Source organism: Pseudarthrobacter sp. NPDC055928 (assembly GCF_042270935.1).
GTDB lineage: Bacteria > Actinomycetota > Actinomycetes > Actinomycetales > Micrococcaceae > Arthrobacter.
This window is the reverse complement of record NZ_JBHJZH010000022.1, coordinates 1-11836: the sequence shown is the minus strand read 5'-3', so window position 1 is coordinate 11836 and position 11836 is coordinate 1. Positions and strand designations below refer to the sequence as shown.

At 66.1% G+C, this 11836-nt stretch carries 11 protein-coding genes; 1 reads left to right on the top strand and 10 read right to left on the bottom strand.

Annotation, left to right across the window (positions count from 1 at the left end; all coding sequences use genetic code 11):
• Positions 1-21: 21 nt before the first annotated feature.
• The 10 genes from rpoZ to pyrR form a co-directional block, all read right to left on the bottom strand.
• Entirely contained in the window at positions 22-282 is a 261-nt protein-coding gene (gene rpoZ / locus ACFC25_RS20640; RefSeq protein WP_003800778.1) for a DNA-directed RNA polymerase subunit omega, read from the bottom strand.
• 39 nt (positions 283-321) lie between these two features.
• Positions 322-894, bottom strand: coding sequence for a guanylate kinase (gene gmk / locus ACFC25_RS20635; RefSeq protein WP_337348582.1), 573 nt, complete (start codon positions 892-894; stop codon positions 322-324).
• Positions 895-938: 44 nt separating this feature from the next.
• Complete coding sequence (mihF, locus tag ACFC25_RS20630) at positions 939-1256, bottom strand: integration host factor, actinobacterial type (RefSeq protein WP_337348583.1); 318 nt, start codon at positions 1254-1256, stop codon at positions 939-941.
• A 109-nt stretch (positions 1257-1365) separates the two neighbouring features.
• On the bottom strand, positions 1366-2238 hold the full coding sequence (gene pyrF / locus ACFC25_RS20625) for an orotidine-5'-phosphate decarboxylase (protein WP_337348584.1): 873 nt from the start codon (positions 2236-2238) through the stop codon (positions 1366-1368).
• Complete coding sequence (gene carB, locus ACFC25_RS20620; RefSeq protein ID WP_337348585.1) at positions 2231-5560, bottom strand: carbamoyl-phosphate synthase large subunit; 3330 nt, start codon at positions 5558-5560, stop codon at positions 2231-2233. Before carB ends, pyrF begins: the two co-directional genes overlap by 8 nt.
• Positions 5560-6861 (bottom strand): glutamine-hydrolyzing carbamoyl-phosphate synthase small subunit, encoded by a 1302-nt coding sequence (carA, locus tag ACFC25_RS20615; protein WP_376048696.1) that lies wholly within the window; start codon positions 6859-6861, stop codon positions 5560-5562. Before carA ends, carB begins: the two co-directional genes overlap by 1 nt.
• Positions 6842-7363 carry a hypothetical protein gene (locus ACFC25_RS20610; protein WP_337348587.1) on the bottom strand — a complete coding sequence of 174 codons (522 nt, stop codon included), beginning with the start codon at positions 7361-7363 and terminating at the stop codon, positions 6842-6844. The genes carA and ACFC25_RS20610 overlap by 20 nt, the downstream gene beginning before the upstream one ends.
• Positions 7363-8703, bottom strand: coding sequence for a dihydroorotase (locus ACFC25_RS20605; RefSeq protein WP_376048586.1), 1341 nt, complete (start codon positions 8701-8703; stop codon positions 7363-7365). Before ACFC25_RS20605 ends, ACFC25_RS20610 begins: the two co-directional genes overlap by 1 nt.
• Positions 8703-9701 (bottom strand): aspartate carbamoyltransferase catalytic subunit, encoded by a 999-nt coding sequence (locus ACFC25_RS20600; protein WP_337348589.1) that lies wholly within the window; start codon positions 9699-9701, stop codon positions 8703-8705. Before ACFC25_RS20600 ends, ACFC25_RS20605 begins: the two co-directional genes overlap by 1 nt.
• Positions 9698-10285: a bifunctional pyr operon transcriptional regulator/uracil phosphoribosyltransferase PyrR gene (gene pyrR / locus ACFC25_RS20595; RefSeq protein WP_337348590.1), complete on the bottom strand. Its 588-nt coding sequence runs from the start codon at positions 10283-10285 to the stop codon at positions 9698-9700. The genes ACFC25_RS20600 and pyrR overlap by 4 nt, the downstream gene beginning before the upstream one ends.
• Before the next feature lie 201 nt (positions 10286-10486).
• Between pyrR and ACFC25_RS20590 the strand changes: the two genes are divergently transcribed.
• On the top strand, positions 10487-11758 hold the full coding sequence (locus tag ACFC25_RS20590; protein ID WP_376048582.1) for a PrsW family glutamic-type intramembrane protease: 1272 nt from the start codon (positions 10487-10489) through the stop codon (positions 11756-11758).
• Positions 11759-11836 lie beyond the last annotated feature (78 nt).

Below are 11836 nucleotides of genomic sequence, written 5' to 3'. Positions count from 1 at the left end.
GTCAACAGGCAGTCTGTGTAATTACTCTGCGGCTTCGATCGGCGTGGAAACGAGTTTGCCTTCGTTGATCTCACGCAGGGCGATCGAGAGTGATTTCTCGTTGAGCTTGGTGTCGACCAACGGGCCGACGTATTCGAACAGGCCCTCGTGCAGCTGGGCGTAGTAAGCGTTGATCTGACGTGCACGCTTGGCACCGAAGATCACCAGGCCGTACTTGGAATCAGCTGCCTCAAGCAGCGAGTCGATCGGCGGGTTGATGATGCCTTCAAGGTTCGTGGACACGAATTCTCCAAATTCTAACGGGCCGACTGCTACCGGCAACTAGTGCGGGTGCGGTGTCAGCCCCATGAGTGAAACAAGCTCGTCCGCTGCCCGGCGAACGTCATCATTGATGACGGTGTGGTCAAACTCCGGTTCAGCGGCAAGTTCTAGTTTAGCGGTTTCCAGCCTTTGCCGCTGTTCCTCCGCAGTTTCGGTGCCGCGGCCTACCAGCCGGCGCACCATTTCGTCCCAGCTCGGCGGCGCGAGGAAGACGAATTGGGCATCCGGGACCGCCGCCTTGACCTGTCGGGCACCCTGCAGGTCGATCTCCAACAGAACCGACTTTCCGTCGGCGATGGCTTCGTTCACTGTGCTTTTCAGCGTGCCGTACGTGTTCTGGCCGTGGACCACAGCCCATTCCAGGAACTCCCCGGCAGCGACCAGGGATTCGAACTCTTCCTTCGATTTAAAGAAGTAGTGGATGCCGTCCTGCTCACCGGGCCGCGGAGCGCGGGTGGTGGCCGATACGGAAAGCCAGACTTCGGGGTAGTTATCCCGGATGTAGGTGGACACGGTGCCTTTGCCAACAGCCGTCGGACCTGCGAGGACTGTCAGTCCCGGTTTCTTGCTCACATATTCCTTTGCGGCGGTTCGGATGGGGCGAACCGTGGCACGCCCTACTTCTCGTCTATAAAATCTACCAGCGCCTGGCGCTGGTGAATGCCCAGCCCCCGGACCCGCCGGGAAGCGGCTATTCCCAGCTGCTCCATAATGGCCGCGGCCCGCACCTTGCCGATGCCAGGCAGCGCCTCAAGGAGCTCGGCCACACGCATCCTCGCAAGGGCGTCGTCGCCGGCCGCCGAACTGATGATGTCCGCGGCCGACGTCTCGCCGTTCTTGAGCCGCTCTTTTGCCGCCGCCCTGGCCGCCCTGGCAGCGGCTGCCTTTTGCAGCGCGTCCGCGCGTTCCGACGCGGATAACGGTCGCAGGCTCATGGAGGACACCCCCGGTTTTCTCGGATGCATCCAAGGCGGCCGCCATTGGACTTGTCCTGAAACCTACCCTCTGGTGCCCCGCGAATCAATGGACCGGCGCTACGCCAGGCTAGCCTTCGCGAAGTCCCTCAAGCGTCCGCAGGGCGGCCTCCTGGAGCCCCCGTATATCGGGGCCGGCGGCAAGGATGTCGCGGCTGGATGTCCCCAGCACCTGCGGGTACGCCGGACCGAACGTCGTGCGCAGGTCAGCCCCGGTGGCGCCCTGCGCCCCCAGCCCCGGGGCAAGGATGGGCCCGCGGACGGCTTGCAGGTCCAGCTGCAGGTCAGTCAGCGCAGAACCCACGGTGGCCCCGACCACGAGTCCAACGGACCCGAGGGGCCCGTCGTAGCGGCGGTTCTCCGCAGCAGCCGCCTCGGTGATCCGCCGGGCCACGGAGTCGCCCCCGCCGATGTGCTGCACGGACGCCCCCTCCGGGTTGGATGTCAGTGCCAGGACGAATACACCGCGGCCGTATTCGGCCGCGAGGTCCAGGGCGGGGCGGAGGGATTCAAACCCCAGGTACGGGCTGAGCGTCACGGAGTCGGCTGCCAGTGCCGACCCGTCCCGCAGCCAGGCGTCAGCGTACGCGGCCATGGTGGAGCCGATGTCGCCGCGCTTGGCGTCGGCGATGGTGAGCACCGACTCGTCGCGTGCCGCGGCGAGGAACTCCTCAAGGACGGCCATGCCGGCCGAGCCGTGGCGTTCGTAGAGTGCCACCTGTGGCTTGACCGCGGCAGCGAGCGAACCGACCGCCTCCAGGACCGTCAGCGAAAAGCGCCTCAGCCCGGCGGCGTCGTCGTTCAATCCCCAGCTCTTCAGGAGCGCCGGGTGCGGGTCAATGCCCACGCACAGCGGCCCGCGGGCGGCCATGGCCGCCCCCAGCCGGGAGCCGAACGGCTCCCGGACTGTGGAGCTGGTTACTGCGGATCCGGCGTCAGGCATGGTGCACTGCCGTGCCCTGCGACGCGGCGAGCTGTGACGCGGCCAGCGCCGCGGCGTGCTCCTGCAGGCTGGTCACGGACCACTCGTACGTGCGCATGGCCTCGATCGCCTGCACTGCCGCGTTGAATTCAGCCACAGTAGTGATGCAGGGGATGCCGATGGAGGTGGCGGCTGCGCGGAGTTCGTAGCCATCGCTGCGGGCTTCGCCGCCGGACGGAGTGTTGAACACCATGTCGATGTCGCCGGCGATGACGAGGTCCGCGATGGTGCCCTCGCCTTCGGCGCTGCTGCCTTCGGCGACCTTGCGCACCGGGGTGGCCTGGATGCCGTTGCGGCGCAGGACATCAGCCGTACCGCCGGTGGACACGATCTCGAAGCCAAGGTCCGAAAGCCGCTTGACGCCCATGATCACGGACCGCTTATCCCGATTGGCCACGGAGACAAAGATCTTGCCTTCGGTGGGCAGCGCGTTGTTGGCGGCTGCCTGGCTCTTGGCGAACGCGGTGTCGAAGTGCTTGTCGATGCCCATCACTTCTCCAGTGGAACGCATTTCCGGGCCGAGCAGGGAGTCGACGACCTTGCCTTCAGGCGTACGGAAGCGGCTGAACGGCAGCACGGCTTCCTTGACGGACACCGGCGCATCCAGCGGCAAGGTGGAACCGTCTCCCGTTTCCGGCAGCATCTTGTACGCGCTGCGGAGTTGGCCGATAGTGACGCCTGTACCGATCAGGGCTGCGGCCTTGGCCATCTGGACGCCGGTGGCCTTGGACACAAACGGCACGGTGCGGGAGGCACGCGGGTTCGCTTCCAGGACATAGAGGACGTCCGAGGCGAGGGCGAACTGGATGTTGATCAGGCCGCGCACGCCCACGCCTTCTGCGATGGCGCGGGTGGCTGTGCGGACGCGTTCCAGGACGTTGTTACCCAGCGTGATGGGCGGCAGGACACAGGCGGAGTCGCCGGAGTGGATGCCGGCCTCCTCGATGTGCTCCATGATGCCGCCAAGGTACATGTCCGTGCCGTCGAAGAGCGCGTCAACGTCGATTTCGACGGCGTCTTCCAGGAACCGGTCGATCAGGACCGGGTGGTCCGGGGTGATCTCGGTGGCGTTGGCGATGTAGCGGGAGAGGTTGGCCTCGTCATAGACGATTTCCATACCCCGGCCGCCCAGCACGTAGGACGGGCGGACCAGGACGGGGTAGCCGATCTCGTCAGCGATCTTCTTGGCGTCCTCGAAAGACACGGCGGTGCCGTTCTTCGGGGAGATCAGGCCGGCCTTGTCCAGGACGCGGGAGAACGCACCGCGGTGCTCGGCGAGGTCGATCGCCTCCGGCGACGTGCCCAGGATGGGGACACCGGCGTCGGCCAACTGCTGCGCCAGCTTCAGCGGGGTCTGGCCGCCAAGCTGCACGAACACGCCCATGACGCCGCCGGTGCGTTCCTCTGCGGCGATGACCTCCAGGACGTCCTCAAGGGTCAGCGGCTCGAAATACAGGCGGGTGGAGACGTCGTAGTCGGTGGAGACCGTCTCCGGGTTGCAGTTGACCATGACGGTCTCGTAACCGGCCTTGCGCAGCGCCATGGAGGCGTGGACGCAGGAGTAGTCGAACTCGATGCCCTGGCCGATGCGGTTCGGACCGGAACCAAGGATCAGGATCGACGGCTTGGAGTGCAGCGCTACCTCGTCCTCCTCGTCGTAGGCCGAGTAGTGGTAGGGGGTGTAGGCGGCGAACTCGGCCGCACAGGTGTCCACAGTCTTGTAGACGGGACGGATCCCCAGCGCCTGGCGCACACCCCGGACCACGGCCTCGGAGTTGTGCGTCAGGGCTCCGATCTGCTCGTCGGAGAAGCCGTGGCGCTTGGCGCGCTTGAGCATGTCCACGGTCAAGGCGCCGGCCTCGCGGATCTCACGGGAGATCTCGTTCAGCAGCTGGAGCTGGTCCAGGAACCACGGATCGATCTTGGTGGCTGCATACAGCTCCTCCACGGTGGCGCCGCCGAGCATGGCCCGCTGGACCTGGTGCAGCCGCTCCGTGGTGGGGCGCTTGGACTTTTCGATGAGTTCCGGGACTTCCCATTCCGGGACGGAGCTGAAGTCCAGCTGCGAGCCCTTCTGTTCCAGGGAGCGGAGAGCCTTCTGCAGCGCTTCGGTGAAGTTCCGGCCCATGGCCATGGCCTCGCCCACGGACTTCATGGTGGTAGTGAGGGTGTTGTCGGCGGCCGGGAACTTCTCGAACGCGAAGCGCGGAACCTTGACCACCACGTAGTCCAGCGTGGGTTCGAAGGAAGCGGGGGTCTTTTGCGTGATGTCGTTCGGGATCTCGTCAAGCGTGTAGCCGAGGGAGAGCTTGGTGGCGATCTTGGCAATGGCGAAGCCGGTAGCCTTCGATGCCAGCGCCGAGGAGCGTGACACACGCGGGTTCATCTCGATGACCACCACACGCCCGGTGTCCGGTTCGATGGCGAACTGAATGTTGCAGCCGCCGGTGTCGACGCCGACTTCGCGGATCACTGCGATGGAGATGTCACGGAGCCGCTGGTACTCACGGTCAGTGAGGGTCAGTGCTGGCGCCACGGTGATGGAGTCGCCTGTGTGAACGCCCACGGGATCGAAGTTCTCGATGGAGCAGACGACAACCACGTTGTCGTTCTTGTCCCGCATCATCTCGAGCTCGTATTCCTTCCAGCCGAGGATGCTCTCTTCGAGCAGAACCTCGCTGGTGGGGCTGTACTGCAGGCCCTGGCCCACGATGCGGCGGAGGTCATCCTCGTTGTACGCCAGGCCGGAACCCAGCCCGCCCATGGTGAAGGACGGACGCACCACCATGGGGTAGCCCAGGTCTTCGGCGGCCTTGAGGGCCTCGTCCATGGTGTGGATGATGTGGCTGCGGGCAGATTCCGCGCCGCAGCGCTCCACAACGCCCTTGAACTTTTCGCGGTCCTCGCCGAGCTCGATGGCGGCGATGTTCGCGCCGATGAGTTCCACGTTGTACTTCTCCAGCACACCGTTCTTGTCCAGCGCGATGGCCGTGTTCAACGCCGTCTGGCCGCCCAGGGTTGGCAGGACTGCGTCCGGACGCTCCTTGGCGATGATCTTCTCCACCACCTCGGGGGTGATGGGCTCGATGTACGTGGCGTCGGCGAACTCCGGGTCCGTCATGATGGTGGCCGGGTTCGAGTTCACGAGGATGACGCGCAGGCCCTCCTCCTTGAGGACACGAAGTGCCTGGGTGCCGGAGTAGTCGAATTCGGCGGCCTGGCCGATGACGATCGGGCCGGAACCGATGACCAGGACGCTCTTAAGGTCAGTTCTCTTGGGCATTACTTCTTGTCCTCAGTCTTGTTGTCAGTCGTGGTCGGATCGGCGGGGTGCTTCGCGTCAACCGGGTCCTTGGACAGGCCCGCGGTCCTGCCATCGCGGGTACCTTCCATCAGGTCGATGAAGCGGTCGAAGAGGTAGGCGGCGTCGTGCGGTCCGGCTGCCGCCTCGGGGTGGTACTGGACCGAGAAGGCGGGGATGTCCAGGCACGCGAGTCCTTCCACGACGTCGTCGTTCAGGCTGACGTGGCTGACCTCGACGCGGCCGTACCGCTCCTCCGGGGCCTGAGTGGCGCCGTCGAGCGGTGCGTCCACGGCGAAACCGTGGTTCTGCGAGGTGATTTCCACTTTGCCGGTGCGGCGGTCCATCACGGGCTGGTTGATGCCGCGGTGGCCGTAGCGCAGCTTGTAGGTGCCAAAGCCCAGGGCGCGGCCCAGGATCTGGTTGCCGAAGCAGATGCCGAAGTACGGCAGCTTCTCGTCCAGGACCGAGCGCAGGAGCTTGACCTGGGCGTCGGCGGTGGCGGGGTCTCCCGGGCCGTTGGACATAAAGAAGCCGTCCGGGTTGACGGCCTTGACGTCCTCAAGGGTGGCGGTGGCGGGCAGCACGTGGACGCGCACGCCGCGTTCCGCGAACCGGATGGGGGTCATCGCCTTGATGCCAAGGTCGATTGCGGCAATGCTGAACCGGGCGTCGCCATCCCAGCCGTGGTCTTTGGGCTCAACGACGTAGGCCTCATCGATACTGACTTCCTCAGCCAGGCGCGCGCCTTCCATGGGAGCGCTGGCGAGGACGGTGTCCAGGAGTTCCTTGTCGGTGGCCTGGGCGGCGTCGCCGGAGAAGATGCCGGCGCGCATGGTCTTGTGCTCGCGCAGGTGGCGGGTGATGGCGCGGGTGTCCACGCCCTGGATGCCCACGATTCCCTGCTCGACGAGTTCGGAGTCAAGAGATCGCTCCGACCGCCAGTTGGAGGGGCGGCGGGCGGCGTCGCGGACGATGTAGCCGGCTACCCAGATGCGGCGGGACTCAGCGTCTTCGCTGTTGACGCCGGTGTTTCCGATGTGCGGCGCGGTCTGCACCACCAGTTGGCGGGCGTAAGAGGGGTCCGTGATGGTCTCCTGGTAGCCGGTCATGCCGGTGGCGAAGACCGCCTCGCCCAAGGCGGTGCCGGTGGCGCCGTAGCTGGTGCCGCGGAAGATGCGGCCGTCCTCCAGAACGAGCGCTGCCGGGGTGGAAACTGCTGGAGTGGCATCCACTTTTTCTGCTGCTGTTTGTGTCACTGTTTTACTTTCCACTCTGGGGATCAGCCTGGGGGGCCGCGGAGATCAATTGCTGAAGGGATTCGAAAAGGGCTGTTTTGTCTGCGGCGCGGCGAGTACGGAAGCCGGTGTCCAGCTCATGGGAGCCCAGCCTCCAGCTGAGAACCAGGAGGCCGTCCTTTTCCACGAACTTGCCGGCCATGCCGCTGTCCTGCCGCACGCCCGTGAGGTCCGCGGCCGGAATGTAGACCGCCGGCGCCCCGGACCGGTCAAAAAGCACACCATGGGCGTAGACCGAGAGGGTCGCGTTGGTCCGGATGCCCAGCCCGTGCACGGCGATCCGGTCCAGCCAGTCCCCCGCGGTGGTTGATGCGACGTACTGGCCTTCCGCTACCTCGAGAGCCGTTCCGGGTGCCTCGGGCACTGCAGGTAACTGCTCGACGTCGGCCTGCCGCTTGAGGCGGTTCCGCCACCCGGTCCAGATCATCAGCAGGACCACGGCGATGATCGCCACCGTGATGATGCCGGTGAGGAGCTTGGTGTCCATCAGGAGACGCCCGCCACTTCGCGGTAGGGGGTGTTGAGCTGGCCGTCCAGGACAGTGGGGTGCCCTTTGTAGAACGTGGCCACCACCTTGCCAGGCAGTTCCAGGCCGGCAAACGGCGAGTTGCGGCCCATGGTTGCCATCTTGGCGGGGTCAACGGTCCAGCGGGCGTTGGGGTCCACCAGGATGAGGTTGGCGGGCTCGCCAGCCTCGAGGGGGCGGCCTTGGTCCGCCAGCCGGCCGATTTGTGCTGCGGCCGTGGAGGTCACCCGGGCGAAGTCGGCCCAGGTCATCAGTCCGGTTTCGATCATGGTGTGCTGGACCACGGACAGCGCGGTTTCCAGCCCGGTCATGCCCATCGCGGCCTGCGCCCACTCGCATTCCTTGTGCTCGCTGGGGTGGGGGGCGTGGTCGGTGCCCACGACGTCGATGGTGCCATCGGCGAGGCCGGCGCGCAGTGCCTGTACGTCCGCGTCGGTCCGCAGCGGCGGGTTGACCTTGTAGACGGGGTTATAGCTGCGGACGAGGTCGTCAGTGAGCAGGAGGTGGTGCGGGGTGACCTCGGCGGTGACGTTGATGCCGCGCTCCTTGGCCCAGCGGATGATCTCCACAGAACCGGCGGTGGATACATGGCAGACGTGGAGGCGCGAGTTCACGTGCTGGGCGAGCAGGACGTCGCGTGCAATGATGCTCTCCTCGGCGACCGCCGGCCAGCCGGTAAGTCCGAGGACGGCGGAAACTTCGCCCTCGTTCATCTGGGCGCCGGCGGTGAGGCGCGGCTCCTGCGCATGCTGGGCCACGACGCCGTCGAACGCCTTGACGTATTCGAGGGCCCTGCGCATCAGGACAGGATCGTGGACGCAGATGCCGTCGTCGGAGAACATGCGGACGCGGGCGCGGGAGTCGGCCATGGCACCGAGCTCGGCCAACTGTTCCCCCGCAAGCCCGACAGTGACTGCGCCGACCGGACGGACATCCACCCAGCCGGCGGCGCGGCCCAGGCTGTAGACCTGCTCCACTACTCCGGCGGTATCCGCCACGGGGGTGCTGTTGGCCATGGCGTGCACGGCGGTGTAGCCGCCAAGGGCGGCCGCGCGGGTACCCGTTTCGACGGTCTCGGCGTCCTCGCGGCCGGGTTCGCGCAGGTGCGTGTGGACGTCCACCATGCCGGGCAGCGCCACCAGGCCCGCTGCCTCAATGACGGTGGCACCGTCGGCGTCGGCGTGCGTGGCGGCGCCGGTTCCCCGGGCTGCGATGACGCCGTCGCGGATAAGGAGGTCCTCGGCGCCGGCGCCCAGTACCGCTGCGCCACGTATCAGGTAGGTTCCGTTATTCTCTGCCATCAGTTGCTCTCCTTAGTGGGGGTGGCGGCTGGTTCGCGGGTATCCCCGGAGAGCAGCAGGTACAGGGCGGCCATCCGGACGGAGACGCCGTTCTTCACCTGCGACAGCACGGTGGAGCGGGGCGAATCCGCGGCGGCTGCGGAAATTTCCAGGCCACGGTTCATGGGGCCGGGGTGCATGATGATCGTGTCTTTGAGCCCCAGGCTGTCCAGGGCACGGAGCCGGTTGTCGTCGAAACCCCAGCGGCGGGAGTATTCGCGGGTGGAGGGGAAGAACGAGGCGTTCATCCGCTCGCCCTGCACGCGCAGCATCATGACGGCGTCCACTCCCTGTTCAAGGGTCTCATCCATGTTGTAGCTGACCTTGCACGGCCACTGTTCGACGCCGATGGGCAGCAGGGTGGGCGGGGCAACGAGCGTGACTTCCGCGCCGAGCGTGCGGAGCAGCCAGACGTTGGAGCGGGCTACGCGGGAGTGCAGGACGTCTCCGGCAATGGCGACGCGCATGCCCGACAGGTCCGCTCCGATGGATCCGGTGCCGGCGAGCTTCGCCCAGTGCCGGCGCATGGTGAAGGCATCCAGGAGTGCCTGGGTGGGGTGTTCGTGGGTGCCGTCCCCGGCGTTGATGACCGCGGCATCGATCCAGTCGGTGGCGGCCAGGCGGTGGGGCGCACCGGAAGCCCAGTGGCGGATTACTACGGCGTCCGCTCCCATGGCGGCCAGTGTCTGGGCTGTGTCCTTGAGGGACTCACCCTTGGAGACTGAAGACCCCTTCGCCGCGAAGTTGATGACGTCGGCGGACAACCGCTTGGCGGCCGCTTCGAAGGAGATCCTGGTGCGGGTGGAGTCTTCGAAGAAGAGGTTCACTACGGTGCGGCCACGCAGGGCCGGGAGCTTCTTGACCTCACGGTCCCCCACGGCGGCCATTTCTTCGGCGGTGTCGAGGATGCGGATGGCGTTGGACAGGCTCAGGTCTTCGGTTGAGAGGAGGTGTTTCACGCGCCGCCCTCGATAACCACTTCGTTGACCGTGGACCCGTCGGGGGAAGTATCGGTTTCCTCAAGGCGAACCCGGACCTTCTCGGCGGAGGACGTGGGCAGGTTCTTTCCCACGTGGTCGGCCCTGATGGGAAGCTCGCGGTGGCCACGGTCGATCAGCACGGCGAGCCGGACGATCCGTGGACGGCCGAGGTCGATGATGGCGTCCAGGGCGGCACGGATGGTGCGGCCGGAGTACAACACGTCATCGATGAGCACCACGACCTTGTTGTCGATCCCCGTGCGCGGGAGTTGGGTGGGATAGGGAGGCCTGGTGGGCTGGTGGGAGAGGTCGTCGCGGAACATGGTGACGTCCAATTGTCCGACGATCGCGGCGGCGTCAACGGTGGGGTCAGCGGCAGCAATCTTGCGGGCCAGCCGGAGTGCCAGCGGATAGCCGCGCCGCGGAATGCCCAGCAGCACCAGGTCCTTGGAGCCTTTGTTGGCCTCGAGGATCTCATGGGCGATACGAGTGAGGGCGCGGTCAATGTCTGCCTGGTTGAGGACAACCCTGGCTGGAACCGGTGCGCTTGTGACAGAAGTCAACGCTCGTCTCCCCTTTCCCCGCCTCACAGGACGGAATTAAAAGAAGGATTATTTGCGTTCCAAAATTACCACACGGCGCGGTGCCGTCCCTTGCCGGAGGAGCGCGTTAATGGTCACATCCGGGCCCCGCCCCTGCGTTGCGCCTTGCCACACCGCAAGCTGCGCCTTTGAGCCATGATGGACGCACCATAGGCTTTCCTTATGTCGATGCACCCCCATCACCGTCCCGGCCAGCCAGGACCCTCCGGACCGCAGGGACCTCTTCCCAGCCAGGCGAACCCCAGTTGGATGGGCCACGTCCAGCCGGAGTACTACCGGCCGGTGCCGGGCAATGCAGGCGGCCCGGTCCATTCCGTGGTCCAGCCGGTCGCCCAGGGCCGGCAGGGCCCGGTCGCTCCCCCGAGCCGTGCGGGCCTGCTGGTACTGATGATCGGCGGCGGTGCCCTGGCATTCCTCAGCCTGTTCCTGGTGGTTCCGTTCCTCCTGGCCAACACGGGAACCGCCGGGTTCATGGTGGGTTTCATCGCCTCGCTGCTCCCGCTGTCCGCGGTGCTCCTGACAGTCCACGTGATCGACCGGTGGGAGCCGGAACCAAAAAGACTCCTGTTCTTTGCGTTCACCTGGGGCGCCGCAGTATCGATCGCCGTCACGCTGCTCGTCCAGCCGTTCTTTGCGCTCACCTACCAGTTTTCCGACGAACCCGACATCCAGACGTACATGGCCACTGTCCAGGCACCGGTCGTTGAGGAATTCGCCAAGTCCCTCGGGCTGCTGTTGCTGCTCCTGATGGCGCGCAGGCACTTCGACGGACCGGTTGACGGGGTGGTCTTCGCGTTCACGATTGCCGGAGGATTCGCGTTCACGGAGAACATCCTGTACTTCGGCCGGGCCATCGCAGAGTCTGCCAGCCCCGCCACCGACCTGGCCCAGATCTTCCTCCTGCGCGGGGTGATGTCACCGTTCGCCCACGCCATCTTCACCGGAACAACCGGCCTCATCATGGGGTTTGCGGCCCGGCGTTGGCACACAGGCGCGTCGGTTGCGGCGTTTGTGGTGGGCCTGCTTCCAGCGATGTTCCTGCACAACCGGTGGAACAGCATGGGCCAGGGCTTCCTCGCGGACTACATCCTCATCCAGGTGCCCATCTTTGTGCTGTTCATTGGCGTGGTCATCCTGCTGCGCGTCGCCGAAAACCGCCTCACCCGGCAGCGGTTGCTGGAGTATGCCGCGGCAGGTTGGTTCACGCCTGCCGAAGTCGACCTCCTCGCGACGCCAGGCGGCAGGCGCACTGCACTCAGTTGGGCTGCCGGCTACAACCGGCGGCCGCAGATGAAGGCCTTCGTGAAGGCAGCCACGCAGCTCGCCTTCACCCGGCAGCGCATCCTGAGCGGCCGCGATGTTGCGCTGCACCAGGCTGAAGAACGCGATCAGCTGCACCGGATCCTGGCCCTGCGGGCCGCCGTCGCCGGCTGACGGCACCAGCTGGCAGCAAAGCGCGTGCGCTGCCAGCCGGGAAAACGCACAAGGGGCCGGCGTCCGCCAGATGGCGGC